This window comes from Pseudomonas sp. IT-P100, from assembly GCF_949767185.1.
Classification (GTDB): domain Bacteria; phylum Pseudomonadota; class Gammaproteobacteria; order Pseudomonadales; family Pseudomonadaceae; genus Aquipseudomonas; species Aquipseudomonas fluorescens_B.
Map to the genome: position 1 here is coordinate 244,166 of NZ_CATKQK010000011.1, position 26,138 is coordinate 270,303.

The 26,138-nt window shown below is 61.0% G+C and carries 26 protein-coding genes; 20 read left to right on the top strand and 6 right to left on the bottom strand.

The window, feature by feature from the left end; all coding sequences use genetic code 11:
- Nucleotides 1-14: 14 nt before the first annotated feature.
- Complete coding sequence (fabF, locus tag ACM6IQ_RS09290; RefSeq protein ID WP_414878580.1) at nucleotides 15-1,289, top strand: beta-ketoacyl-ACP synthase II; 1,275 nt, start codon at nucleotides 15-17, stop codon at nucleotides 1,287-1,289.
- Here the strand turns inward: fabF and ACM6IQ_RS09295 are convergent.
- Complete coding sequence (locus ACM6IQ_RS09295) at nucleotides 1,286-1,843, bottom strand: TetR/AcrR family transcriptional regulator (RefSeq protein WP_414878581.1); 558 nt, start codon at nucleotides 1,841-1,843, stop codon at nucleotides 1,286-1,288. The genes fabF and ACM6IQ_RS09295 overlap by 4 nt on opposite strands.
- Before the next feature lie 176 nt (nucleotides 1,844-2,019).
- Here ACM6IQ_RS09295 and ACM6IQ_RS09300 point away from each other — a divergent pair, with 176 nt between their 5' ends.
- Together ACM6IQ_RS09300 and ACM6IQ_RS09305 are read left to right on the top strand one after the other, a co-directional pair.
- Nucleotides 2,020-2,673, top strand: coding sequence for a GntR family transcriptional regulator (locus ACM6IQ_RS09300; RefSeq protein WP_017337330.1), 654 nt, complete (start codon nucleotides 2,020-2,022; stop codon nucleotides 2,671-2,673).
- A gap of 15 nt (nucleotides 2,674-2,688) precedes the next feature.
- Nucleotides 2,689-3,540 (top strand): urea carboxylase-associated family protein, encoded by an 852-nt coding sequence (locus ACM6IQ_RS09305; protein ID WP_414878582.1) that lies wholly within the window; start codon nucleotides 2,689-2,691, stop codon nucleotides 3,538-3,540.
- A 126-nt stretch (nucleotides 3,541-3,666) separates the two neighbouring features.
- Here ACM6IQ_RS09305 and ACM6IQ_RS09310 read toward each other — a convergent pair whose 3' ends face one another.
- Both ACM6IQ_RS09310 and eat read right to left on the bottom strand, forming a co-directional pair.
- Complete coding sequence (locus ACM6IQ_RS09310; RefSeq protein WP_017337332.1) at nucleotides 3,667-3,834, bottom strand: DUF2897 family protein; 168 nt, start codon at nucleotides 3,832-3,834, stop codon at nucleotides 3,667-3,669.
- Nucleotides 3,835-3,959: 125 nt separating this feature from the next.
- Nucleotides 3,960-5,324, bottom strand: coding sequence for an ethanolamine permease (eat, locus tag ACM6IQ_RS09315; RefSeq protein ID WP_017337333.1), 1,365 nt, complete (start codon nucleotides 5,322-5,324; stop codon nucleotides 3,960-3,962).
- 404 nt (nucleotides 5,325-5,728) lie between these two features.
- On the opposite strand from eat, the gene kdpF reads away from it, so the two are divergent.
- The 6 genes from kdpF (at nucleotide 5,729) to ACM6IQ_RS09345 (ending at nucleotide 13,854) form a co-directional block, all read left to right on the top strand.
- Nucleotides 5,729-5,818, top strand: coding sequence for a K(+)-transporting ATPase subunit F (gene kdpF / locus ACM6IQ_RS09320; protein ID WP_007899818.1), 90 nt, complete (start codon nucleotides 5,729-5,731; stop codon nucleotides 5,816-5,818).
- Between the two features lie 8 nt (nucleotides 5,819-5,826).
- On the top strand, nucleotides 5,827-7,521 hold the full coding sequence (gene kdpA, locus ACM6IQ_RS09325) for a potassium-transporting ATPase subunit KdpA (protein WP_414878583.1): 1,695 nt from the start codon (nucleotides 5,827-5,829) through the stop codon (nucleotides 7,519-7,521).
- 10 nt (nucleotides 7,522-7,531) lie between these two features.
- Entirely contained in the window at nucleotides 7,532-9,589 is a 2,058-nt protein-coding gene (gene kdpB, locus ACM6IQ_RS09330) for a potassium-transporting ATPase subunit KdpB (protein WP_414878584.1), read from the top strand.
- 188 nt (nucleotides 9,590-9,777) lie between these two features.
- Nucleotides 9,778-10,323 carry a potassium-transporting ATPase subunit KdpC gene (gene kdpC / locus ACM6IQ_RS09335; RefSeq protein ID WP_017337336.1) on the top strand — a complete coding sequence of 182 codons (546 nt, stop codon included), beginning with the start codon at nucleotides 9,778-9,780 and terminating at the stop codon, nucleotides 10,321-10,323.
- Nucleotides 10,324-10,454: 131 nt separating this feature from the next.
- Nucleotides 10,455-13,106 carry a sensor histidine kinase gene (locus tag ACM6IQ_RS09340; RefSeq protein WP_017337337.1) on the top strand — a complete coding sequence of 884 codons (2,652 nt, stop codon included), beginning with the start codon at nucleotides 10,455-10,457 and terminating at the stop codon, nucleotides 13,104-13,106.
- 49 nt (nucleotides 13,107-13,155) lie between these two features.
- Nucleotides 13,156-13,854 (top strand): response regulator, encoded by a 699-nt coding sequence (locus ACM6IQ_RS09345; protein WP_017337338.1) that lies wholly within the window; start codon nucleotides 13,156-13,158, stop codon nucleotides 13,852-13,854.
- 146 nt (nucleotides 13,855-14,000) lie between these two features.
- Here the strand turns inward: ACM6IQ_RS09345 and ACM6IQ_RS09350 are convergent, their stop codons facing one another.
- Nucleotides 14,001-15,041: a patatin-like phospholipase family protein gene (locus tag ACM6IQ_RS09350; protein ID WP_017337339.1), complete on the bottom strand. Its 1,041-nt coding sequence runs from the start codon at nucleotides 15,039-15,041 to the stop codon at nucleotides 14,001-14,003.
- Nucleotides 15,042-15,262: 221 nt separating this feature from the next.
- Between ACM6IQ_RS09350 and ACM6IQ_RS09355 the strand changes: the two genes are divergently transcribed.
- From ACM6IQ_RS09355 to ACM6IQ_RS09365, 3 genes are all read left to right on the top strand, one after another.
- Entirely contained in the window at nucleotides 15,263-15,541 is a 279-nt protein-coding gene (locus ACM6IQ_RS09355; RefSeq protein ID WP_017337340.1) for a hypothetical protein, read from the top strand.
- A gap of 42 nt (nucleotides 15,542-15,583) precedes the next feature.
- Nucleotides 15,584-16,351: a CHAD domain-containing protein gene (locus tag ACM6IQ_RS09360; RefSeq protein WP_414878585.1), complete on the top strand. Its 768-nt coding sequence runs from the start codon at nucleotides 15,584-15,586 to the stop codon at nucleotides 16,349-16,351.
- A gap of 217 nt (nucleotides 16,352-16,568) precedes the next feature.
- A complete protein-coding gene (locus ACM6IQ_RS09365) occupies nucleotides 16,569-17,366 on the top strand; it encodes an acyl-CoA thioesterase (protein ID WP_017337342.1) in 798 nt (265 codons plus the stop codon).
- Here ACM6IQ_RS09365 and ACM6IQ_RS09370 read toward each other — a convergent pair whose 3' ends face one another.
- Together ACM6IQ_RS09370 and ACM6IQ_RS09375 are read right to left on the bottom strand one after the other, a co-directional pair.
- Nucleotides 17,367-17,732 carry an Mpo1-like protein gene (locus ACM6IQ_RS09370; RefSeq protein ID WP_017337343.1) on the bottom strand — a complete coding sequence of 122 codons (366 nt, stop codon included), beginning with the start codon at nucleotides 17,730-17,732 and terminating at the stop codon, nucleotides 17,367-17,369.
- A 137-nt stretch (nucleotides 17,733-17,869) separates the two neighbouring features.
- Nucleotides 17,870-19,351, bottom strand: coding sequence for a methyl-accepting chemotaxis protein (locus ACM6IQ_RS09375; RefSeq protein WP_414878586.1), 1,482 nt, complete (start codon nucleotides 19,349-19,351; stop codon nucleotides 17,870-17,872).
- A gap of 179 nt (nucleotides 19,352-19,530) precedes the next feature.
- On the opposite strand from ACM6IQ_RS09375, the gene ACM6IQ_RS09380 reads away from it, so the two are divergent.
- From ACM6IQ_RS09380 to ACM6IQ_RS09415, 8 genes are all read left to right on the top strand, one after another.
- Entirely contained in the window at nucleotides 19,531-20,061 is a 531-nt protein-coding gene (locus tag ACM6IQ_RS09380) for a hypothetical protein (protein ID WP_008042186.1), read from the top strand.
- 66 nt (nucleotides 20,062-20,127) lie between these two features.
- On the top strand, nucleotides 20,128-20,319 hold the full coding sequence (locus ACM6IQ_RS09385; RefSeq protein ID WP_017337345.1) for a PLDc N-terminal domain-containing protein: 192 nt from the start codon (nucleotides 20,128-20,130) through the stop codon (nucleotides 20,317-20,319).
- Nucleotides 20,320-20,572: 253 nt separating this feature from the next.
- Nucleotides 20,573-21,448: a polyamine aminopropyltransferase gene (gene speE, locus ACM6IQ_RS09390; protein WP_017337346.1), complete on the top strand. Its 876-nt coding sequence runs from the start codon at nucleotides 20,573-20,575 to the stop codon at nucleotides 21,446-21,448.
- Nucleotides 21,449-21,597: 149 nt separating this feature from the next.
- The gene (locus ACM6IQ_RS09395) at nucleotides 21,598-21,831 is read left to right on the top strand and encodes a hypothetical protein (RefSeq protein WP_017337347.1); all 234 of its coding nucleotides are present in this window, start codon (nucleotides 21,598-21,600) and stop codon (nucleotides 21,829-21,831) included.
- A gap of 218 nt (nucleotides 21,832-22,049) precedes the next feature.
- Nucleotides 22,050-22,391: a ribonuclease E inhibitor RraB gene (locus ACM6IQ_RS09400; RefSeq protein WP_017337348.1), complete on the top strand. Its 342-nt coding sequence runs from the start codon at nucleotides 22,050-22,052 to the stop codon at nucleotides 22,389-22,391.
- Nucleotides 22,392-22,859: 468 nt separating this feature from the next.
- On the top strand, nucleotides 22,860-24,269 hold the full coding sequence (locus ACM6IQ_RS09405) for a circularly permuted type 2 ATP-grasp protein (protein ID WP_017337349.1): 1,410 nt from the start codon (nucleotides 22,860-22,862) through the stop codon (nucleotides 24,267-24,269).
- A gap of 12 nt (nucleotides 24,270-24,281) precedes the next feature.
- Nucleotides 24,282-25,232, top strand: coding sequence for an alpha-E domain-containing protein (locus ACM6IQ_RS09410; RefSeq protein WP_150711766.1), 951 nt, complete (start codon nucleotides 24,282-24,284; stop codon nucleotides 25,230-25,232).
- Nucleotides 25,229-26,038 (top strand): transglutaminase family protein, encoded by an 810-nt coding sequence (locus tag ACM6IQ_RS09415; RefSeq protein ID WP_017337351.1) that lies wholly within the window; start codon nucleotides 25,229-25,231, stop codon nucleotides 26,036-26,038. The genes ACM6IQ_RS09410 and ACM6IQ_RS09415 overlap by 4 nt, the downstream gene beginning before the upstream one ends.
- Nucleotides 26,039-26,138 lie beyond the last annotated feature (100 nt).

Sequence of the window (26,138 nt, forward strand, 5' to 3'; positions counted from 1 at the left end):
GAGGATATTGCGGTATGAGTGATCGTCGAGTGGTTGTAACGGGCATGGGGCTGGTGTCGCCGCTGGGTAGTGGTGTCGAAGCGGTGTGGGCACGCCTGTTGTCCGGACGTTCCGGTTTGCGCAATTTACCGGACGACGTCGTGGCCGATCTGCCGGCCAAGGTCGGCGGTGCAGTGCCGACGCTGGCCGATGATGCCGAGGCCGGTTTTGACCCGGACCGGGCCACCCCACCCAAAGAACAGAAGAAGATGGACCGGTTCATATTGTTCGCCATGGAAGCGGCGCGTCAGGCGATCGAGCAAGCCGGTTGGCAGGCGCAAACCGCCGATGCTCAGGAGCGCACGGCTACCATCATCGGTTCGGGCGTCGGCGGTTTCGGTGCAATTGCCGATGCGGTGCGCACCACGGACAGCCGTGGCCCGCGGCGTTTGTCGCCATTCACCATTCCTTCTTTCCTGGTCAACCTGGCCGCGGGCCATGTGTCGATCCAGCATGGTTTCAAAGGTCCGCTGGGTGCTCCGGTAACGGCGTGCGCGGCCGGGGTTCAGGCGATTGGTGATGCGGCGCGGCTGATTCGTTGTGGCGAAGCGGATATTGCGGTGTGTGGCGGCGCGGAAGCGGCAATCGATCGGGTCAGCCTCGCCGGGTTCGCCGCTGCCCGGGCCTTGTCCAGCGGTTTCAACGACACCCCGGAACGTGCTTCGCGCCCGTTCGACCGTGATCGAGATGGCTTCGTCATGGGTGAGGGCGCGGGTCTTCTGGTGATCGAATCCCTGGAACATGCTCTGGCTCGTGGCGCGCAACCGCTGGCGGAACTGGTCGGTTACGGCACCAGTGCCGATGCCTATCACCTGACTGCGGGCCCCGAAGATGGCAGTGGTGCGCGGCGGGCGATGTCGTTGGCGTTGGCTCAGGCGGGTATTTCTGCGGACCAGGTACAGCATCTCAACGCTCACGCCACCTCGACACCGGTAGGGGATTTGGGGGAACTGGCGGCGATCAAGTCGTTGTTCGGCTCAGACAACAAGATAGCGGTCACGTCGACCAAGTCGGCCACCGGCCATTTGCTCGGCGCGGCGGGCGGGATCGAGGCGATCTTCACGCTGTTGGCGATCCGGGACCAGATCGCGCCGGCCACGCTCAATTTCGATAACCCGGACCCGGCCGCGCAAGGTGTGGATATCGTCCACGGCAAGGCGCGGCCGATGGCGATCGAATATGCGCTGTCCAACGGTTTCGGCTTTGGCGGGGTCAATGCCAGCGTATTGTTCAAACGTTGGCAGGGTTAATCCCGTGGTTGTTTGAGAAATGTGCGTGTGATGTCGAGAACCCGCTGAGCCAGTTCGGGGTTCTCGACACTGCGTGACAGCAGCAACGCCCCGACCAGCGCGGACATGATAAAGATGCTCTGGTCGGCGGCGTCCTCGCCTTCAAGCGTCCCCTGTATTTGTTCGAGCCTCGCATTGAGCACCACGTCCGAGGTCGGGCTTGGCTGTCCACGCAAACCGAGTTCCGATGACATCGTTGGCAGCGGACACCCTTCATCGGGTGAAGTCTGGTGCCATTCGGACAGATAGGTGTCGATGAACGCCTCCAGCGGATGCTCCTGGGCGAACAGCTGGGCGCAGGTGACGTCACATTGCTCGCCAGCCGCCTGCAGGGCTTTTTCTACCAGTTCATCCTTGGATTTGAAATGCGAGTAGAAGCCACCGTGAGTCAGGCCCAGCGCTTTCATCAGAGGTTGAAGGCCGGTAGCGCCAATACCGTCGCGGCGAAACCGCGCTGAGGCTTCCTTGATGATGCGTTGATGGGTCTGGGCTTTATGGTCCTGCGAGTAACGCATCTTGAATCTCCGCAACAATGCGCCATCTTAACCAATGAAAATGGGATGGTGACTGTACTTCTACTTCTAAAAAGCATGCAGATGCGTCCAACTCTGTCACAGCGCATTGAATAATCTGGCACGAATAGTGATTACTCATTCGCTGACGATTGTTGAACAATCAAGAGGCGATGAGCATGAACAGCGGACTGTCCCTGGCCGATCACATCACATTGGAATTGCGCGCCGACATCATTGGCGGACGTTTGCTGCCTGGCATGGCGCTGGTGGAAAACGACCTGGTCTCGGCCTACAACGCTTCCCGCAACACCATTCGCGAAGCCTTGCATCGTTTGGGACAGGAAGGTCTGACCCGTTATGTGCGCAACAAAGGCGTGATGGTGCGCAAGCTGGGGGCTGCGGATGTGCGGGACCTGTTCAACGTGCGGCGAACCCTCGAATTGCAAGCCATCAGCGCGAGTCAACCGCTGCGCGATTATCAGTCCGACCGGATGCTGGAGGCGCTGGAAGCCACCGAACTGGCCCGCGAACGCGAGGACTGGCGCGCCGTCGGCACTCACAGCCTGGCGTTTCATCAACATATCGTCGGATTGCTGCGCAGTCCGTTGTTCGATGAATTCTTCACCAATGTCGTCGCGCAACTGCGCCTGGTGTTTTGCACCGCGCCCGATGAATCGAGGTTCCAGGCGCCCTGGCTGGCGCGCGACCGGCAGATCCATGAGCTGCTCGCCGAAGGCGACAAGCGCGCTGCCGGAGATGCCATGAGCCTTTATCTCGATGACTCCGAACAGCTCCTGTTGCAAATGCTTGCTCCAAACTCCCATCACTGATCGAGGATTCGTGCCATGTACAAAGACTATCCGGCGGCTTATCAAGTGAGCAAAGGCTCGGCGTTGCAGGTGGACAAAGCCTTTTACGAGAAGATCCGGGATTCGAAGGAGGGGCGCACGCTGATCGAGCAGTTTGAAGTGCCGATCCGCACCGGTCGCGCCTGGAACGTCCCGGCCGGGCACGTGTTTCGCGTGACGACGCCGGTCGGTCCGCAAGTAGGTGATTTCAACGTCTGGAATGCCAATGATCCGCGTGAACGCTTGTGGGCGGCGCGAACCCGCCAGTTGCAGGGCGCGCACGTCAGCACCCATGACCGGCTCTGGTCGAACCTGCCTTTTTTACGGCCGCTGGTGACGATCACCGATGACAGCCTGGCCGGTTACGGCATCGACGAACATGGTGGTCGCCTGCACGACTTGCTCGGCACTCGCTGCGATCCCTACGTGAACAAAATGCTCACCGGCGAAGACTTCCATCACCACTGCCACTCGAACCTGACCCGCGCCGTGTTGCCCCATGGCCTGACCGAATTCGACGTGCATGACGTGTTGAACATTTTCCAGTGCACGGGCCTCAACCACGACGACATGTATTTCATGAAAGCCTGTCCGGCGCAGAAGGGCGATTACCTGGAGTTTTTCGCGGAGATTGATTTGCTGTGTGCGCTGTCGACCTGTCCGGGCGGCGATCTGTCGCTGGCGATGTGGGGGCCGGATGCGCAGGACCCGCTCAGCGTGTGTCGCCCGCTTGGAGTAGAGATCTACAAGTTAGAGAATTCGTTGCTGGAAGGCTGGAGCCAACCGGAGCGGGCGGCCTACAAAGGGCTGCATGGCTTGCACATCGCCAAGGCCGATTGGGAAAAGTAACAGCGCTGTTGTGGCGAGGGAGCTTGCTCCCGCTCGACCGCGCAGCGGGCGCAAAAAAAAGTGCGAGGGACATCGAGGGCCGCTACGCGACCCAACGGGAGCAAGCTCCCTCGCCACAGTTATATGTCAGCGGTCCTGCGCATCCTTGGCGTCCGCTTGCGCATTACGTTCAGCGACTCGCTTGCGTTGCTCGTCGGTGAGTTCAACTTTGTTGGCGGTGTCACGCAACATCATCAAACCACCCACAATCGAGCCGATTGCAACGACCAGAATCAACCAGGCATACCAGGGCATAGGGCTCTCCTTGAGGGCAGGCCGATTGGCGGGTTTTGCCAACCGGTCGTGCATACCACTTTGAGCGATTCATTTTCGCAGTGGTTCCATTCTATGCCTGATCTGCCCGCAACACCTGCTGCGATTCAGAGCCCGGTCAGCATCGCATCCGCCGGCGCATCCGCCCGCAGCTGTGCCGTCAGCATGAAGTACACGAAGCCCGCCGCCATGAAGCCGAGGAAGATCGCCCCGATCAGCGTGTTGAACCAGGCCATCGCCACCAGGCACACCACCGCCAGCACCAATGCAATGAACGGCACCAACGGGTAGCACGGCGCGCGGAATGTGCGCTCCAGGTTTGGTTCGGTTTTACGCAGTTTGAACAGGCTGAGCATGCTCATGATGTACATCACGATCGCGCCGAACACCGCCATGGTGATCATCGCCGCCGTCAGCGTCATGCCGCCCAGGTTGATCAAGCCGTCGCTGTAGATCGCGGCGATGCCGATGACACCGCCGGCGATGATGGCCCGGTGTGGCGTCTGGAAGCGCGAGAGTTTGGCCAGCGACGACGGCAGATAACCCGCACGGGCGAGGGCGAAGAACTGCCGCGAGTAGCCGAGGATGATCCCGTGGAAACTCGCGACCAGGCCGAACAGGCCGATCCACACCAGCATGTGCAACCAGCCGGAGCTTTCGCCGACCACGGTTTTCATCGCTTGCGGCAACGGATCGTTGATGTTCGACAGGGTGCGCCAGTCGCCGACGCCGCCGGCAAAGAACATCACGCCCATGGCCAACAACACCAGGGTCAAAATGCCGCTGATGTACGCCTTGGGAATCGTGCGTTTCGGGTCCTTGGCTTCTTCGGCGGCCATGGCCGCGCCTTCGATGGCGAGGAAAAACCAGATGGCAAACGGAATCGCCGCAAACATCCCGGCAATCGCCGGTGCGCCGAACACATCGGAACCGGCCCAGCCATTCAGCGCGAAGTTGCTGAAGCTGAACGCCGGCGCCACCACGCCCATGAACACCAGCAACTCGGCGACTGCCAGGACGCAGACCACCAGCTCGAACGTCGCTGCCAGTTTCACGCCGAGGATGTTCAGGCCCATGAAAACAATGTACGCGCCGACTGCCGCGTGCTTCGGATCAAGTGCCGGGAATTGCACGTTCAGATACGCGCCGATCGCCAGGGCAATGGCCGGTGGGGCGAAGACGAATTCGATCAGCGTCGCCAGCCCGGCGATCAATCCGCCTTTCTCGCCAAAGGCGCGGCGGCTGTAGGCAAAGGGACCGCCTGCGTGGGGAATGGCGGTGGTCAGTTCGGTGAAACTGAAGATGAAGCAGGTGTACATGGTGGCGACCATGAAGGAGGTCACCAGAAATCCCAGTGTCCCGGCCACGCCCCAGCCGTAACTCCAGCCGAAATACTCACCGGAAATCACCAGTCCGACCGCAATGCCCCACAGGTGCAGCGTGCCCAGCGTGGGTTTGAGTTGTGTGTTCATCGTTTGCTCCCTGAACGGTTTGGAAAGCTCGGGGAGGGCGTGTGCAGTGGGCGTGCCAGTGTTGTGATGGCAGTCGTAAAGCGTAAAAAGGTGTCGTATCGGGGATGTTTGCTGCTGGATGCACGCATCTTTGTGCGCCAGTTGAGGGCAGGGTTGCCAGTTCTGCCGTCATCGCGAGCAGGCTCGCTGCCACATTGGACTGCGGTGGCCCAAACAACATCAAACCCCTGTGGGAGCTAGCCTGCTAGCGATGGAGCTCGCCGAAACACCGCTGTAACAACGCCATAAACCCACTCTTTACGCTTTCTTTATGCACAGCCAACACCCTCGATCTCGCTCCTTTACAGCCTTCGTTCCGACAATGACTCCACACGCGGCAATACGCCGTAACACGGAGAACTTCCATGAGCGTTCTGGACGGGGTGTCACTGCTGTTGGCAGTGGGGCTGTTCATTTATCTGTTGGTTGCGCTGTTGCGCGCGGACCGGAACTAGGAGCGGCTATGCACAGTTATGACTATTGGCTGATCCTGGCCTTCTTCGCCGTGGTGCTGATTCCGGCACCGTTTCTCGGGCGGTTCTACTACAAGGTCATGGAGGGGCAGCGCACCTGGCTGACACCGATCCTGGGGCCGGTGGAGCGGGGCTGTTATCGGGTGGCCGGTGTTGATCCGCAGGCCGAACAGAGCTGGCAGAAATACACCCTGGCCTTGCTCGCCTTCAACCTTGCGGGCTTCTTGCTGTTGTTCGCGATTCTGTTGTTCCAGGACCACTTGCCGCTCAACCCGCAAAATCTGCCGGGTCAGGAGTGGACGCTGGCGTTCAACACCGCCGTCAGTTTCATGACCAACACCAACTGGCAGGGTTACAGCGGCGAAGCCTCGCTGAGCTACCTGAGTCAGATGGCCGGCCTTACCGTGCAGAACTTCGTCAGCGCCGCCACCGGCCTCGCTGTGCTGGTTGCGCTGTGCCGCGGTATCGGTCGCAAATCGACCAAGACCCTCGGCAATTTCTGGGTCGACATGACCCGCGCCACCCTCTACGGCCTGCTGCCGCTGTGCCTGCTGCTGGCGCTGTATCTGGTCTGGCAGGGTGTGCCGCAAACCTTCGCGCAGTACGTGAATGCAGTGACGATGCAAGGCGTCGATCAGGTGATTCCGCTCGGCCCGGCCGCCAGCCAGATTGCGATCAAGCAGCTGGGGACCAACGGCGGTGGCTTCTTCGGCGTCAACTCGGCGCACCCGTTCGAGAACCCGACGGCGTGGAGCAACCTGTTCGAAGTGTCCTCGATCATCCTGATCCCCGTCGCCCTGGTGTTCACCTTCGGCCATTACGTGAAGGACCTGCGTCAGAGCCGGGCGATCATCGCCTGCATGCTGGCGCTGTTCCTGATCGGCGGCGCCACCTCGCTGTGGGCTGAATACCAGCCGAACCCTTCCCTGAACAACGTCGCCGTCGAACAGACCGCGCCGCTGGAAGGCAAGGAAGCACGCTTCGGCACTACCGCCACGGTGCTGTGGTCGGTGACCACCACCGCCGCGTCCAACGGTTCGGTCAACGGTATGCACGACAGCCTTAATCCGCTGAGCGGCATGGTCGCGATGGTCAATATGATGGTCGGCGAAGTGATCTTCGGCGGCGTCGGCGCCGGGCTCTACGGCATGTTGCTCAACGTGTTGATCGCAGTGTTCCTCGCCGGCCTGATGATCGGCCGTACTCCGGAATACCTCGGCAAGAAATTGCAGGCCAAGGAAGTGCAACTGCTGGTGGTGACCTTGCTGGTGATGCCGGTCGGTGTGCTGGTGCTCAGTGCGATTGCCGCCAGCCTGCCAGGTCCGGTGGCGTCGGTAACCAACCCCGGACCCCACGGTTTCAGCCAGTTGCTCTACGCCTATACCTCGGCCAGTGCCAACAACGGTTCGGCGTTCGGCGGTTTCGGCGCCAACACACCGTTCCACAACCTGATGCTCGGTCTTGGCATGTTGATCGGTCGCTTCGGTTACATCCTCCCGGTACTGGCCTTGGCCGGCAGCCTGGCGATGAAGAAAACCGCACCGATTGGCCAGAACAGCTTCCCGACCCACGGTCCGCTGTTCGTGACCCTGTTGACCGTGACCATTTTGCTGGTGGGCGGCCTGACCTTTCTGCCGACCCTGGCGTTGGGCCCAATCGCTGAACATCTGAGCATGGGCTTCTAAGGAGTCAATGATGAATATGCCCGCAACCAAACCCGCTGCCGTGAAGGCGCCGGAACAACCGAAAACCGCGATCTCGGCCCTCTGGCGCCCGGCGCTGGTGCAAGCCTTCGTCAAGCTCGACCCACGGCAATTGCAGCGTGCGCCGGTGATGCTGGTGGTCGAACTGACCGCCGTGCTGACCACCGTTTTGTGCTTTATTCCCGACAGCGCCGTGCCCACTTTCGTCGCCGCGCAAATCGCGCTGTGGCTGTGGTTCACCGTGCTCTTCGCCAACTTTGCCGAAGCCCTGGCCGAAGGTCGCGGCAAGGCCCGCGCCGACAGCCTCAAGGCTGGCAGCGAAGGCTTGAGCGCACGCCGCAAAACCAGCAACGGCGCCTTTCAGGTAGTGCCGGCCACCAGCCTGCGCAAGGGTGATGTGGTGCGCGTCGAAGCCGGGGAAATGATCCCCGGTGACGGCGAAGTCATCGAAGGCATCGCGGCGGTCAACGAAGCGGCGATTACCGGGGAATCCGCACCGGTAATCCGCGAATCCGGCGGCGACCGTTCGGCTGTCACCGGCAACACTCGCCTGGTGTCTGACTGGCTGCTGGTGCGCATCACCGCCAACCCCGGTGAATCGACCCTGGACCGCGTGATCGCGCTGGTCGAAGGCGCCAAACGCCAGAAAACCCCGAACGAAGTGGCGCTCGACATCCTGTTGATCGGCCTGACCCTGATCTTCCTGCTCGTGGTCGTCACCCTGCAACCGTTCGCCCACTTCGCCAACGGCAGCCTGCCGCTGGTGTTCCTGGTGGCGTTATTGGTCACGCTGATTCCGACCACCATCGGCGGTTTGCTCTCGGCCATCGGTATCGCCGGTATGGACCGTCTGGTGCGCCTGAACGTGATCGCCAAATCCGGCCGCGCCGTGGAAGCGGCGGGGGACGTGCATGTGCTGCTGCTGGACAAGACCGGCACCATCACCTTCGGTAACCGTCGTTGCACCGCGGTGTATGCCGCGCCAGGTGTGAACGCCCGGGAACTGGCCGAGGGCGCGCTGTTCGCCTCGCTGGCCGATGACACGGCGGAAGGTAAATCCATCGTCGAGTACTTGCGGGGCCTGCATCCGCAGCCTGAGCCGAGCACCGAGCTGTTGACCGCCGTACCGTTCAGTGCTGAAACCCGCCTGTCCGGCGTTGACTATCAGGGCCGCGTGTATCGCAAAGGCGCAGTGGATTCTTTGCTGGCGTTCGTCGGCCTGAAACGCGCTGATCTCGCCCCGGCCCTGTCCCGTGAAATCGACAAGATTGCCCAGAGCGGCGGCACGCCGTTGCTGGTCTGCGTCGACGGTAAGTTGCTCGGTGCGATTCACCTCAAGGACGTGGTCAAGCCCGGCATCCGCGAACGTTTTGCCGAGCTGCGCAAATTGGGGATTCGCACCGTCATGGTGACCGGCGACAACCCGCTGACCGCAGCAGCCATTGCGGCTGAAGCGGGCGTCGACGACGTACTGGCCGAAGCCACGCCGGAGAAAAAACTGGCGCGTATTCGTCACGAGCAGAACGACGGGCGCCTGGTCGCGATGTGCGGCGACGGTGCCAACGACGCCCCGGCGCTGGCCCAGGCAGACGTCGGCATGGCGATGAACGATGGTACGCAAGCCGCACGCGAGGCGGCGAACATGGTTGACCTCGACAGCGATCCGACCAAGTTGCTGGACGTGGTGCAGATCGGCAAGGAATTGTTGGTGACCCGTGGTGCGCTGACGACCTTTTCCATCGCCAACGACGTGGCCAAATACTTTGCGATCCTGCCGGCGCTGTTCGCCTCGATCTACCCGCAATTGGGCGTGCTGAACGTCATGCATCTGAGCAGTCCGCAGAGCGCGATTCTGTCGGCCATTGTGTTCAACGCCTTGATCATTGTGGTGCTGATTCCACTGGCGCTGCGCGGTGTGCGGGTGCAGGCGGCGAGTGCGGCGGCGTTGCTGCGTCGCAATCTGCTGATCTATGGACTGGGCGGGATTCTGGTGCCGTTCGTGGGCATCAAGGCGATCGACATGCTGTTGACGGCGTTGCATCTGGTTTGATGGTTAGCGTTGGCCTTTGTGGCGAGGGAGCTTGCTCCCGCTCGACTGCGCAGCAGTCGTAAAACCAGCCGATGCGGTGTACCTGAATAAACACTGTGTCCAGGTGGGGCTGCTTCGCAGTCCAGCGGGAGCAAGCTCCCTCGCCACAGGGTGATGTGCATGTTTTTAATGAATTCGAGGATTTTGAAATGTCCACAATGATACGTCCGGCCCTGAGCCTGCTGGTCTTGATGACCCTGATCACCGGCGTCGCTTACCCCTTGGTGGTCACCGGTGTCGCCCAGGTCGCGTTCCCGGATCAAGCCAACGGCAGCCTCGTACACGACGCCGATGGCAAGGTCCGCGGCTCCTCGCTGATTGCCCAGGATTTCACCGGTGATGCCTGGTTCCATCCACGGCCATCCGCCGGTGCTTTCGCCACGGTATCGAGCAGCGCCAGTAACCTCTCGCCAAGTAACCCGGCCTTGGCCACTCGGGTGATCGACGATGCCAACAAACAGCGAGTGCCAGGGCAGGGGCCGGTGCCGTTGGCGCTGGTGACCACTTCCGGCAGTGGCCTCGATCCACACTTGCCTCCGGCCGCAATTGCCTATCAACTGGCGCGAGTTGCGGCGGCGCGGAACCTGCCGGTGGCGACGCTCCAGAACCTGTTGGATGCGCACATCGAGCAGCCGCTGGTGGGGCCGCCGGTGGTGAATGTGCTGGCGTTGAACATGGCGTTGGAAAAACTGTAGATCGGTGGTGGCGCCAATCGCCAGCAGGCTAGCTCCCACAGGGAGTGCTGAATTCTTGTGGGAGCCAGCCTGCTGGCGATGACGGCAGAACAATCACCTCATCAACCTCTGAAAAAAAGAGATATCAAAGCATGAGTGACTCCGGCCGCGCCGACGCGCTGTTAGCAGACCTGCCCCGTGACGGTCGTGGCCGGCTCAAGGTTTTCCTCGGTGCCGCGCCTGGTGTCGGCAAGACCTACGCCATGCTGCAAGCCGCCCATACCCAACTTCGCCAAGGCGTGAAGCTTATTGCCGGCGTCGTCGAAACCCATGGCCGCGCCGAGACCGAGGCGCTGCTGGGCGGCTTGCCGCAGCAACCCTTGGTGCGCTCGGAATACCGGGGCGTGACCCTCGAAGAAATGGACCTCGACGGCTTGCTCGCCGCCAAGCCGAAACTGGTGCTGGTGGACGAGCTGGCCCACACCAATGCACCGGGCAGTCGTCACGCCAAACGCTGGCAAGATATTCAGGAACTGCTCGCCGCCGGCATTGACGTGTACACCACGGTCAACGTTCAGCACCTGGAGAGCCTCAATGATCAGGTGCGCGGGATCACTGGCGTGCAAGTCCGCGAAACCCTGCCGGACTGGGTGCTGCAAGAAGCCTACGAATTGCTGTTGATCGACTTGCCGCCACGGGAGCTGCTTGAGCGTCTGCGTGACGGCAAGGTCTATGTGCCGGAGCAGGCGCGGGCGGCCATCGATGCGTACTTCTCCCAGACCAACCTTACTGCCCTGCGTGAGCTGGCGATGCAAACCGCTGCGGCTCAGGTCGATAACGACCTGGCCCAAGGGTATCGTCAGCTTGGCCAGGCAGCACCGACGGTGCGCGGTCGTTTGCTGGTCGGTGTCGATGGCGATGCCCAGGCCGAGCGTCTGGTGCGTCACGCCAGCCGCGTCGCCCAGCGTCGGCATCTGCCGTGGAGCCTGGTGCATGTGGACAACGGCAGCGTGCGTGATGAGCAATCACGCCTGCGTCTGCAAAGTGCCCAGCAACTGGCCGAACGCCTCGGCGGTGAAGTGGTGTTGCTGCGGGCCGGTGAGGTGGCGAAAACCCTGATTCAGCACGCCACTGAACGACGTGCCAGCCTGGTCCTGGTCGGCCAGTCCCGGCAGCGATTGCGCCGTCGGCTGTTCGGTGGCGGCCTGGCGGCGCGTTTGTTGCGCCATGCTCGCGGGCTCGAAATCAACGTCATCGACAGCGATCACGAACAGGATCCGCCACGACAACGCCCGGTACAGTCGCTGGTGTGGTTCGACTATGCGCTGGCGCTGGTCGCGACCGTGCTCGCCACTGCCCTGGCCTGGGCAGTGGCGAGTGTCTTGCCGCTGCCCAATATTTCGCTGGTGTTCCTTGCCGCCGTGTTGCTGGTGGCGGTGCGCAGCAGCCTCGGCCCGGCGCTGGCCTGTGCTGCGCTGTCCTTCCTGACGTATGACTTCCTGTTCATTCCACCGAATTTTTCCTTCAGCATCCAGCGTGAAGAAGACGTGCTGACCTTGCTGTTCTTCCTGTTGATGGCAGCGCTCACCGGCAACCTCGCGGCGCGCCAGCGGCGGCAATTGCAGGCCTTGCGCGACACCCAGGAGGAAACCACCGAACTGCTCGACCTGTCACGCAAACTGACGGCGGCCACTGACCGTCAGGCCGTGGTCAATGCCGCTGCCCAGCACCTAGAGGGCTGGAGCGATCTGCAATTGTGCCTGCTCAATCGCGATGGCCAGAGCGGCTGGAAAGTCGAAACCGGCGGCCCGCTGGAGTTTTCCGAAGCCGAGCGCGCGGCCGCCGACTGGGCCTGGCAACACGATCAACCGGCGGGCGCGGGCACCGGCACGTTGCCGTTCGGGCGTTGGTGGTGGTGGCCGCTGTCGGTGGAAGACGGGCCGCTGGCATTGCTCGGCGTCTGTGCCAAAGAAGGGCAGACCTTGAGCGGTCAGCGTCGACGGTTATTGACCGCGTTGAGTCAGCCGCTGGCCCAGGCCCTGGCTCGCGCGCAATTGGCCGAAGACCTGGAAGCGGCGCGGCTGCACGGCGAAACCGAGCAACTGCGCAGTGCCTTGCTGGCGTCGGTGTCCCACGATCTGCGCACGCCGTTGACGTCCATGCGCGGCAGCATCGACAGCCTGTTGGCGCTCGGCGAGGCGATCCCGCTGGAGGATCGTCGCGAACTGCTCGAAGGCACCCGGGATGAAGCCGAGCGCCTCGATCGCTACATTCAAAACCTGCTGGACATGACCCGCCTGGGCCACGGCGCATTGAAGCTGGCACGGGATTGGGTGTCGCCGGCCGACATTGTCGGCAGCGCCCTCAATCGCCTGCGTGCGGTGCTGGCACCGCTGCAGGTCAGCACCCAAGTGCCGGCCGAATTGCCGCTGCTGTACGTGCATGCCGCGCTGATCGAGCAGGCACTGGTCAACGTACTGGAAAACGCCGCGCGTTTTTCGCCACCTCACGGCCGTCTGCAATTACTCGCCGGCGCCGATGACAGCGAGCTGTTCTTCTCGGTCAGCGATGAAGGCCCGGGCATTCCGGAGGAGGAGCGGGCGAAGATTTTCGACATGTTCTACACCGCCGCGCGTGGAGATCGAGGCGGGCAGGGCACGGGGCTTGGACTGGCGATCTGTCAGGGCATGGTGGGCGCCCATGGCGGGCGAATCAGCGTCGGCGACGGTATCGAAGGGCGTGGCACGTGCATCACTCTTCACTTGCCTTTGCAGGAACAACCCGACGTTGACAGTGAGGGCTGACAGTGAAGCCTGATACCCTTTGGATTTCTCCATGCCACGATCAGAAACCATGAGCCAGACCGCGACCATTTTGGTCATCGACGACGAACCGCAGATCCGTAAATTCCTGCGCATCAGCCTCGCTTCCCAAGGCTATAAAGTGCTGGAGGCCGGCACCGGCACGGAAGGCCTGGCACAGGCCGCATTGAACAAACCGGACCTCCTTGTGCTCGACCTCGGTCTGCCGGACATGGACGGCCAGCAAGTGCTGCGCGAGTTTCGTGAATGGTCGACAGTGCCGGTGCTGGTCCTGTCGGTGCGTGCCAGCGAGGGGCAGAAGGTGGAAGCGCTGGATGGCGGTGCGAATGACTACGTGACCAAGCCGTTCGGCATTCAGGAGTTTCTGGCGCGGGTGCGTGCCTTGTTGCGTCAGGCGCCGGTGGGTGAGGCGCAGCAAGCGGCGCTGGCGTTCGGCCCGTTGACCGTGGACCTGGCCTATCGCCGGGTGCTGCTCGACGGCGTCGAAGTGGCGTTGACCCGCAAGGAATACGCGGTGCTGGCGCAACTGGCGCGGCACCCGGGGCGGGTGATCACCCAGCAGCAATTGCTCAAGGACATCTGGGGGCCGACCCATACCGAGGATAGTCATTACTTGCGGATTGTGGTCGGGCATTTGCGGCAGAAGCTGGCGGATGACCCGACGCAGCCGCGGTTTATCGTGACAGAGGCGGGGGTTGGGTATCGGCTTTTGAGTGAAGGTGGTCTTTAGGGTTTTGTGTTGCTTGATCCGGCCCGATCGCGAGCAGGCTCGCTCCCACAGTGGATTTAGGTGATCCACAAATTTTGTGTCTACCAAAGATCAATTGTGGGAGCGAGCCTGCTCGCGATGGGGCCCTCACATTCACTCGAGAAACCTCAGGAATCCCGCTCACTCTCGTATCTATCCAACGTATCCCGCGCAATCTCGCGCCCCAGCGCGATCAATTCCGGCGCCTTGTAGAACTCGAAAAACCGGCACACCCGCTTCGGCACGTTGATCAGGATATCCGGTGGATAACCGGCAATCTTGTACTGCGCCAACGACGTCTGCATCACTTCGAAACTCTGGTTGATCAAATCCAGCAAGGACGCCGGCCCCACGTTGTCGATGATGAACGAGCCGGTGGCTGATTTCGGCGCGCCATCGCGTTCCGGAGCGGCCGCCGGTTGCTGGGCTTCGGGTTCGGCGGATTCGATCCAGGGGTTGATCTCGGCCGCTTCTGCGATCAATGCCTCCTTTTCCAGCAGCAGCAACTTTTCCGCTTGTTTGCGACGGAATGGCAACTTCGAGCCGACCGAGCTCATCAGGCTGTCGAACCGGGTCTTGAACGCGGCCGGGCGCTGGATCACCGGCAGTTGATAGTGGCGCTGGTTGGTGGAGTTGAGGTTGACCGCGATGATCAGGTCGCAATGGCTCGACACCACCGGCACGATCGGCAACGGGTTGAGGATACCGCCGTCCACCAGCATGCGATTGCCCTGCATCACCGGCGTGAACAGGCTCGGAATGGCCGCCGAGGCGCGCATCGCCTGGTGCAGGCAACCTTCCTGGAACCAGATTTCCTGCTGGTTGGTCAGGTCGGTGGCCACCGCCGTGTAGGGGATGCGCAAGTCTTCGATATTGATCTCGCCAACGATCTTGCGGATCTGCCCGAAGACCTTCTCCCCGCGAATCGCACCTAGTCGAAAACTGACATCCACCAGACGCAGCACGTCGAGGTAATCCAGGCTCTCGATCCAGTTGCGGTATTCATCCAGTTTGCCGGCGGCATAAATCCCGCCAACCACGGCGCCCATCGAACAACCGGCGATGCAGGCGATGTCGTATCCACGCCGCTCGATCTCTTCAATGACACCGATATGGGCATAGCCCCGGGCTCCACCGGAACCCAGCACCAATGCGACACGCTTTTTCATGAATCGCCCTCGTCTGACAAGGTTCAACAATGCACCCAACGAGGGGCGTGCTTCAATCGCTAAGGTCGTTCAGCAGGGTGAACGCGTCGTTTTTTCGACACTCCATGGCGGCAGATGGTTATTCTCGCGAGCGCTATAGTTTCCGCAGCGGGCCAAGGCACTTTTCACGCGCCGGACCGTCTTACCTGCACGACTGTTTACCTATCTTTGAGGTGTGAGTGATGAAAGCCTGGATCTGTGTGCCTTTGATTGCGCTGGCGCTCGCCGGTTGTGCCGGCAAGACTGCGTACCGTGACAGCTGCGGTAGCGGGATCGATGCCGCGTGGCGTGAGCTGGACCTGGCCAAGGCCGAAGGTTTCGCCGGCACCGTCAGTTACTCCAAGGCCCTGTCGTTGCTGACCGGCGCCAAGACCCAGCAGCAATTCGAAGCGTTCGAAGGCTGCACCAAGAAAGCCGAGAAGGCGCGCTTTTATATTCGTGAATCACGCGCCGGGCGTTGAGGCATGATGTAGGCATCAGTAATTCGATTCAGGGAGCAAACGATGTCTGCCTTGGTTGATCGGTTAGTGGCCCATGTTCTGGGCCTGGAAGTCCGCCTGCTGTCGTGTCAGGCACGTTTGAATGCCCGCACCGATCCGGAAGCGTTGCATGATCTGCGCACCACGGTTCGCCGTTTGCGCAGTCTGCTGCGGCCGTTGCGCGGCTTGCCTGGGGTCGAGCAGCTGGAAGTGGCGGCGTCCCGGGTCGGTGACCTGACCACGCCGTTGCGCGATCGCGAAGTACTGGCGGCGTATTTGCTCGAGCACGATCAACCCGAGGCAGCGCAACGTCGCATGGCGCAGATGGCCGTGGCCTATCCGGCGGTCGCGGCAAGCACCGAGCTGGCGCAGTTGCTGATGATTTTCGACGCCTTCCCGCGTTTTCTGCGGGCATCCCAGCGACAGGGGTTGCTCAAGGGACTGCGCAAACGCATCGAAAAGCGCCTGGGCAAGCAGTGGAAAAAACTCGATGAGGCTTTGCACGATCCTGCCCATGATCGCCATCGACTGCGCTTGTTGATCAAGCGTGTACGGTATGGCATCGAGGCCTACCCCGAACTGGACCGTTTGCCGAAACCGGCCCTGCCGAGGCTCAAGTCGGCTCAGGCGGCCTTGGGGGATTGGCACGATTGCTGGCAATGGCTGGCCCGGGCCGAACACGAAGCGGATCTGCAACCTTGTGTGGCCGTGTGGAAAACCACCATGGCCAAGGCCGAAGGCCGTGCCGACATTGTTCTCGACAAACTCAGCGCCGCCTGTTTCAAATCCTGAAGCCACCACGGCCCAGCAGGAGCCGCCGAAGGCTGCGATCTTTTGATCTTTTGCGTCGTCATTCACGCCAAAATCAAAAGATCGCAGCCTTCGGCAGCTCCGACAAAGAGTGTGTACATCCGGCTCATCTGTCAGTGCTTTTGGCCAGAATAAGCGCTGTGCCATCCTCGCTGGCTGGTTAACATCGCTTCATTCCATTTCTGCCCTTGAGGTTTTCATGCGCTTTTCCGATCTGCTCGACGCCGTCCGCAGCCAGCCGCTGGAGCTGTCTATTCCGGCCGAATGGGCGCAGGGGCGTGCCAGCTTCGGCGGTCTGGTCGCGGCTTTGCAATACGAAGCCATGCGCGCACGGGTGCCGGTGGATCGTCCCGTGCGCTCGCTGGCGATCACCTTTGTCGGGCCCGTCGAACCCGAAGTGCCGGTCAGTTTTGAAGTCGATGTCCTGCGCGAAGGCAAGGCGGTCAGCCAGGTGCTGGGCCGGGCGATGCAGAAGGGACAAGTGGTGACGTTGATCCAAGGCAGCTTTGGCGCCTCGCGGCCGTCCGAAGTGGCCGTAGCCGCCACGCCGGCTCCCGACATGAAGCACTGGGACGACTGCCAGGAGCTGCCGTATGTCAAAGGCATGACTCCGGAATTCATGCGCCATCTGGCGATGCGCTGGAGTGTTGGCGGCCTGCCGTTCACGGGCAATAAATCCCGCGAGATGGGCGGCTGGGTGCGCTTGCGTGGTGATGTGAAGGAAGAGGCGGTCACTGAGGCGCATATCCTGGCGTTGGTGGACGCCTGGCCGCCGGCGCTGCTACCGCACCTGAATAAAGTCGCGATGGGCAGCACGCTGACCTGGACCATCGAATTCGTCCAGCCCTTGCTCGAGCTCAGCACCCTGGACTGGTGCAAGTACCTCGTAGAAATCGAACATGCCGCTGACGGCTATGGGCATGCGGCCGCTAAGCTGTGGAGCGCGGACGGTCAGCTGATCGCCATGAGCCGCCAGACCGTGACGATTTTTGCCTGATCAGTGACGACGGTGGCGCTCACGCCAGGCGCGCCACCAACCGCCGCTGAGGAAAAAGCGCGGAAAGGTCAGGAACTGCTCGACCAGCAGGCGCGACACCGCATCTTTGCGATCACTGAACGGCTCGGAGGCCTGCGCCTCCAGGCTGTGACCGTGGCGTTGCAGGCCCAATGCAGCGAGCAGGCCGATGATGCCAATCGCGAAGTTTGCAAAGCTCAGGCTGAACACCCCGCACACCAGCAGCAGAAACGCCACGATGAACAGCGGCACGGCAATCAGGTGCAACACCAGATTGGCCGGGTGCTGGTGGTTGTCCGGGTACGCGCGCCATTGCCAGGCGGGAAGGTTGGGGTGACGTTTGCCCATGATGCTGATCCTCGATCCATGTTGAACACATGATTGAAGAATAGGCGTGGCATGGGCGGGCGGCGAATCAAGGATGGCTATCGCAGTGATAGGTGCCATGGTCAGAATTGATGTTGATTGGGCCGGCGAAGGGGCCCTTACAGCTTGAGCAGCCCTATCGCCTTGCTCAACTCCCCGGCCAACGCCGCCAACTCATGACTGGTCGTCGCCGAATCCACCGTCTGCTGCACCGTGTTCTCGGTCACATCGCGAATGCTCACCACCGCCCGGTTCATCTCTTCCGCCACCTGGCTCTGCTGTTCGGCCGCCACCGCGATCTGCGTGTTGCTTTCACGCATCTGCGCCACGGCGCTGGTGATTTCCACCAACGCGGCGCCGGCCTCTTGAGCCTGTTGCACGCAGTCGTCGGCCTTGAACGAGCTTTCCTGCATGAAATCCACCGCATCCCGGGTTCCGGCCTGCAACGCCGAGACCATCAGGGTGATTTCGTCAGTCGAGGCCTGTACACGTTTGGCGAGGTTGCGCACTTCATCGGCGACCACCGCAAAGCCACGTCCCATTTCCCCGGCCCGGGCCGCTTCAATCGCCGCGTTCAGCGCCAGCAGGTTGGTTTGCTCGGCGATGCTGTGGATCACATTGACCACGCCGTTGATCTTCTGACTGTCCTCGGCCAGACGCTGAATCATCTCGGCCGTTTGCTGTACGCCAGTGGACAACCCGGCAATCGACTTCTGCACGCGACTGACCACTTCCTGACCGCTGCCGGCCAAGGTATCGGCGGTTTGCGAGAGGTCGCGGGTGGCGCCGGCGTGCTGGGCGATGTGATAGACGGTGGCGGTCATTTCGTTGATCGCCGTGGCGGCCTGGTCGGTTTCGCTTTGCTGACCCAGCATGCCGTGACGGACCTCGTTCATGCTCGATGCCAGGCGCGCCGCGCCGACATCCAGTTGCCGGGCGGTGCTGGCGACAGTGGTGACCACCCGTTGATAACCGGCCTGCATGGCGTTGAACGCGCCGGCCATCTGCCCGACCTCGTCGGTGCAGGCCAGCGGCACACGGGCAGACAGATCGCCGGTTTTTTCAACGTGGAGCATCACGTCTTTCAAAGTGTTGAGCTGGCTGAGCAAAAAACGGATCAACAGTTGCGACGCTCCGAGCATCGCCAGCATCAGGATGAACACCGCCACCGCGTAATTGGCGAAACGCTCGCCAAACACCTGGGTCAGGCTCGGGCCATGAGCGATCACTGCCACTTGCTGACCATCGGCGCGCGTGAACACTTCCGCGCCCATCAGCGGGTTGTCGCCAAACAGCGGCATTGAGTTGATCTTGACCCAGCCGTTGGCATCCGCCAATTCCAGCACGGGCTGCTCGTTCAGCAACGGCGCCTGCCCGCGGCTGAACGTCAGCAGGTTATCGGCCTTGGGCAGCGCCTGCCCGGCAGGCCAGGCGTTGAGCAAGCGCGCCTGCGCTTGAGCAGACGCTTGAGCCGCCTGACTGCGGGCCTGCTGTTCGAGTTGTACGGCGTACAGCACCAACAACAGGGTGGTGACGAAGGCGACAGCGTTGACCGCCCAGAATTTATATTTCAGCGAGATGTTGCTAAGCCAGGCACCCATGGAGGTCTTCTCTGATAGCGGAAACAGCATTGGCAAGGTGCCAGCATTGTGCCGCTACCCGAGTCGGCGGATCTTGATGTGCATCAACATTCCCGACCGTGTTCCCGCGCAGGAATTGCGGGGCGTAATGCGCTATCCTTCGCGCCTTCAAAATTCCCTCGCTACAGGATTCCGCCCCCATGAAAGCCGCACTCGTCGAACTCATCAGCAAAATCAGCTCCGGGTGCATGAGCGAAGACGAAATCCTCAAGGTCGCTGACGAAGCGGCCCAGGCCTACGCCGATCCAGAGGCTTTTCTGACGGCCAATCCGGACATCAACTACGACGACACCTTCCCGATTCCGTTGGGCGAATGGGTGGTCGTCGGCAGCCTTCCGGAAACCGTGCTGTTCCAGGCTGACACCTATATGGACTTGTTCGCGCAGATCGTCGCGTCGTTCGGCCCGGGCGTGGATTTCAACATCAAACCCAAGCAACTGGCCAAGACCGAAGCGCTGACCGCGCTCAATCGCATCCAGGTGCAGATGGGCAGCATGAACAAGGAAAACGGCGGCTACACGCTGATGAACTTCAGCCAGTTGCTGGACGACGAACTGCAAGTGGTGCTGGTCTACGGCAACGACGTGCCGCGTGTGCTCGAGTTGTGCGCCGAGGTCGGCATCGCGGCCGCACCTTCCCTGGAAGCCCTGAAAGTGGCGATCCACGTTTGAATAAAACGGAACCCTGACAACGGCCGGCTATCCTAAGAGTGCACATCACTCTTAGGGAGCGACACCATGGGTTCCACGTTCAACGGCCTGGTCGGCCTGATCATTCTTGCCCTGGACATCTGGGCAATCATCAACGTGCTGAAAAGTGGCGCCGACACCGGGATGAAAATCGTCTGGGTCCTGCTGATCCTGCTGTTGCCGGTCCTGGGCCTGATCATCTGGGCCATCGCCGGGCCGCGGGGCAACGTGCGAATCTGACCCCTAAACACCGCCAAACCTGTGGGAGCTGGCCTGCCAGCGATGGCATCACTGCGGAGTCTCTGATAGACCGCAGCGATACTATCGCTGGCAGGCCAGCTCCCACAGGTTTGGCGTCGAGCCGTCAACTGACGTTCGACCTGTCATCTTCCGCGACGTAGAATGCGCGCCTTTCCCGGGCAATCGAGCTGATCGATTGGCCTTCATGGGCGGGTAACCGTCCGTTGCCACCGCATTCATCGGAGCACTTCCCATGAGCAACACTCCAACCAGCGATTACCTGGAAACCCTCTACGAAGGCTACGGCCAGCGTTTTCGCATGGAAAAACTGCTGCACGAAGTGCGCACCGAACACCAGCACCTGGTGATTTTCGAAAACCCGCGCATGGGCCGGGTCATGGCGCTGGACGGCGTGATCCAGACCACCGAAGCCGACGAATTCATCTACCACGAAATGCTCACCCACGTGCCGATCCTGGCGCACGGCAGCGCCAAACGCGTGCTGATTATCGGTGGCGGCGACGGCGGCATGCTGCGTGAAGTGGCCAAGCACGGTGGCGTCGAGCACATCACCATGGTCGAGATCGACGGCACCGTGGTCGACATGTGCAAGGAATTCCTGCCGAACCACTCCAAGGGTGCGTTCGATGATCCACGCCTGAACCTGGTGATCGACGACGGTATGCGCTTCGTCGCCACCACCACCGAAAAGTTTGACGTGATCATCTCTGACTCCACTGACCCGATCGGTCCGGGCGAAGTGCTGTTCTCGGAAAACTTCTACCAGGCCTGCCGTCGCTGCCTGAACGAGGGCGGTATCCTGGTGACCCAGAACGGCACGCCGTTCATGCAGATCGAAGAAGTCAAAACCACCGCCGGCCGCCTGCGCAGCCTTTTCCCGGACTGGCACTTCTATCAGGCCGCCGTGCCGACCTACATCGGTGGTTCGATGACATTTGCCTGGGGCGCGACCAATACCGCCTATCGCAAATTGTCCCGCGAAACCCTGCAACAGCGCTTCGCCGGCAGCGGCATCATCACCCGCTACTATAATCCGGAAATCCACATTGGCGCGTTTGCCTTGCCGCAATACGTACTGCAAGCCGTGAACAAGCCAAGCAACGACTAACGTTATTCACATCCCCTGTGGAAGCTGGCCAGCTCCCACAGGGTCAGTGTGTTTTCATGTGGGTGTGCCGTAATCCGTTTGAACGATCAGTCAGGCCAAAAGTCCAGATAGATGTACGCCCATTTGCGGGTTTGTTCGAGGAGGCACTGATGCAAAAGTGGAAAATCACTTTCGTGGATGATCACGGCGAAACAGTCGATGAAGTCTTTGAGTGCGACAAATGCCCGGACAACGAGCATGCCGCCAAACTCATCAAGGCCCGTCTCCTTCCTGTCGCTGCCGAACTGGATCTGAACGATCTGGAAGGGCGCACTGCTGATGCGAGCGTCAAGAATCTCAAGTCCCAGAACAGCATACAAATCCTCGACATTACTCCCGTCTGAAACACTCTCTGGCACACTCGTGAAACACCAGGCCTTGGCAGCGGCGCTTACTTGAGGCTACTCTGCAATCGAGATCAGCGATTGGATCGCTAAGGTCTGGTCTTGTCAGCTACATGCTTGTTTCCCTTCGGCAACGTGGTTGCCGCAATGCTTGCACCATTCGGTTGCAGGCGTCGGGAGTACGGAAAGTCTATCCATCGGTTTGAGGAGGACGTTTCATGAGCACAGCCTATCAAGAAGACATCAGCAGCTCGGTGCTGCGCCGCATGAAAGAAGGCGGTTTCGACTTTTCACGATTCCATCCCATTGAGTTCTACGCCATTTTCCCGGACGAGGAGCGGGCACGCAGGGCGGCAGGGCATTATTCCGGCGAATCCATGAATGCACAGATCAGCGTACGCGATGACGGCGCATGGGCCCTGGAACTGAGTAAAGTGATGTCCGCCACCTATGACGGCATCGGTGACTTTGAGCAGGATTTCGAGGCGGTGGTCGAGCCTTTGGGCGGCATCATCGAAGGATGGGGCGTCAAGCAGGAGGTACGAGGGCTACTCGCATAACACTATGAACAGCGACAACATCCACTAACGGCTGACCTTCGGGTTGGCCGTTTTCGTTTGTGCGTCTGAACATCAAAAGATCGCAAGCCTTCGGCAGCTCCTGCATAGGAATGCGTAGGAGCTGCCGAAGGCTGCGATCTTTTGACGTATTTTTGATTCATGACATTTCAACAAAGCAAAAAAAAGCCGCCTTAACAGGCGGCTAAAAGGGAAGTTCGGTGAGCATTACCAGCGAATGCGCCAATTATCCACAGCCACTGCCGGGCAGTGAAATCAACTCTGACTATGCTGGTGATAGGCGAAAGCATTGCTTCGCAATGAAGCGGGGGCGATCAGGTTGGGGCAATTACCGCACAGGAATGGTGCGGTCGCTGCGCGACGAATATCCAACCGATTGATATCAAAGCGTTTATGCCGATGGCACGGGCCTTGCGAAGGTCTGTATGTCCGGGTGACAAGGAGTACGGCATGATCCGCACCTATTTTGATGAGATGTACGATGCCGGCGGCCAGGTCCGCCCGCATTATCGGGAGTTTGCCCGTTGGCTGGCCGAGACGCCTGACGAACTTCTCGCCCAACGGCGACGCGAGGCCGATCTGTTGTTTCATCGCGCCGGGATTACTTTCACGCTCTACGGGGACGAGCAGGGCACAGAGCGCCTGATTCCCTTCGACACCATTCCGCGCAGCATCCCCGCCAGCGAATGGCGGATTGTCGAACGTGGCTGCATCCAGCGGGTCAAGGCGTTGAACATGTTCCTCGCCGACCTCTATCACGAACAGCGCATCATCAAGGCCGGCATCATTCCGGCCGAGCAAGTGCTGGCCAACGAGCAATACCAGTTGGCGATGCAAGGCCTGGATTTGCACCGGGATATCTACTCGCACATCTCCGGTGTCGATCTGGTGCGCGATGGCGACGGCACGTACTACGTGCTGGAAGACAACCTTCGTACACCGAGCGGCGTGAGCTACATGCTCGAAGACCGCAAGATGATGATGCGCCTGTTCCCAGAGTTGTTCTCGGCCCAGCGCATCGCCCCTATCGATCATTACCCGAACCTGCTGCTCGACACCCTGAAAAGCTCCAGCCCGATCGATAACCCGAGCGTGGTGGTCCTGACGCCGGGTCGCTTCAACAGTGCGTTTTTCGAGCATGCATTTTTGGCGCGAGAAATGGGCGTCGAACTGGTGGAAGGCGCGGACCTGTTCGTGCGTGACGACAAGGTGTTCATGCGCACCACGGACGGGCCGAAAGCGGTCGATGTGATCTACCGACGCCTCGACGATGCGTTCCTCGATCCGCTGGCGTTCAACCCGGATTCGATGCTCGGTGTGCCGGGGCTGCTGTCGTCCTACCGCTCGGGCAATGTGGTGCTGGCGAATGCCATCGGCACCGGGGTGGCGGACGACAAATCGGTGTATCCGTTCGTGACGGACATGATCCGTTTCTATCTGGATGAAGAGCCGATCCTGAAGAACGTGCCGACGTTCCAGTGCCGCAATCCTTCTGAGCTGTCCCACGTGCTGGCCAATCTTCCGGATCTGGTGGTCAAGGAAACCCAGGGCTCCGGCGGTTACGGAATGCTGGTGGGGCCGGCGGCGACAGCGGCGGAAATCGAGTCGTTCCGCGCCCGCATCAAGGCCAAGCCACACGCGTACATCGCCCAACCGACGTTGTCCCTGTCGACTTGTCCGACCTTTGTCGAAAACGGCATCGCGCCACGCCACATCGACCTGCGTCCGTTTGTTTTGTCTGGCCGCGAAACCCGGGTCGTGCCCGGCGGTTTGACCCGAGTCGCCCTGCGTGAAGGCTCCCTGGTGGTGAATTCCTCCCAGGGCGGCGGAACCAAGGACACCTGGGTGGTCGAGGATTGAAGGAAGCCTGCCATGTTAAGTAGAACTGCCTCGGATTTGTATTGGATGTCGCGTTACCTGGAGCGGGCGGAAAACCTCGCACGGATGCTCGACATCAGTTATTCGCTGTCGCTGATGCCGCAGGATGGTCGCGGTGATGGTCTGCATGAGCTCGCCATGCCGCTGCTGATTACCGGCACCCTGGACGATTACCTCGAACGCCACGGCGAGTTGCATGCCGAACGGCTGCTGCACTTTTTCGCCCTGGACGCGGCCAACCCGGCGAGCATTTACAGTTGCCTCGGTTCGGCACGGGCCAGTGCCCATGCGGTGCGGGGGCGAATCACCGCCGACATGTGGGAAAACATCAACGCCACCTGGCTGGAAATACGCGGGATCGCCGAGCAAGGCTTGAGCCGCTACGGAATGAGCCGTTTCTGTGAGTGGATCAAGGAACGTTCGCACCTGTTTCGCGGCGCGTCCTACGGCACCATCATGCGTAACGATGCGTTCCGTTTCATTCGGCTGGGCACGTTTATCGAGCGCGCCGACAACACCTTGCGCCTGCTCGATGCTCGCTACGAAATGGCTGGTGATCAGGCCGAAGCGGTCAGCGACGGCACGGCCCACGCTTATTACCAGTGGAGTGCCTTGTTGCGGGCGTTGTCGTCGTTCGAGGCCTATACCGAAATCTACCGCGATGCGCCCGGTGCCCGGCATGTGGCCGAACTGCTGCTATTGCGTGCTGATGTGCCACGTTCGCTACGGGCCTGCACCGAAGAAATCGACCAGATCCTCGCCCAGCTGCCCGGCGCCAACGGCCGTCCCGCGCAACGCCTGGCCGCCGAGATGGACGCGCGCCTGCGCTACACCGGCATCACCGAAATTCTCGACGAAGGCCTGCACGCCTGGTTGACCGAGTTCATCCCGCTGGTGCGCCAGTTGGGTAACGCCATACACAGTTCCTACCTGGAGGCGGCATGAGACTTTCCATTAGCCACGAGACCACCTATCACTATGAAGATCAGGTGCGGGCGAGCATCCAGTACCTGCGACTGACCCCTCACGACAGCGAGCGCCAGCACGTGCTCAGCTGGCAACTCGACCTGCCGCGTCCGGTGCGTGCGCAACTCGATCCGTTCGGCAACATTCTGCACGTGCTGACCATGGACGAGCCGCATGAAGCGATCATCATCGGCGCCCGTGGCCAGGTCGACATCGACGAACTGCGTGAGGCCGAGCACGAGAGCCAGTCGGCGCTGCCGTTTTTGCGTTTCACACGCCTGACAGAAGCCGACGAAGCCCTGCGCGCTTTCGCGGAAAAGGAATGCAAGCAACGCCGGGATCGCACAGCGTTGATCGACTTGATGCATGGGCTGAACCAGCACATGACCTACACGCCAGGCTCCACCGAAGTGGATACCAGCGCAGCCCAGGCCTTTGCCGGGCGTTCTGGCGTGTGTCAGGACCACACCCACGCGTTCCTCGCCTGTGCTCGCAGCCTGGGCATTCCGTCGCGTTATGTATCGGGATATTTGTACAGCGAGAACTGCGAGCACCTGGCCAGTCACGCGTGGGCGGAAGCCTGGCTGGACGACGCGTGGTACAGCTTTGACGTGACCAATGAACTGGCGCGGCCGGAGCGCCATTTGAAGCTGGCGGTGGGCCTTGATTACCTGGATGCCTGTCCGGTGCGCGGGATGCGTCGCGGCGGCGGGTGTGAGCAGATGCATGCGAAGGTGTTTGTGTCGCCGACGCCGATGCCTGTGATCTCGGTCCAACAACAGTAATCACGAATTATCGGGGAGAAGGCGCTTTTGTGGCGAGGGAGCTTGCTCCCGCTCGACTGCGCAGCAGTCGTAAATCCGATAAAAGTGGTTTGCATGACGG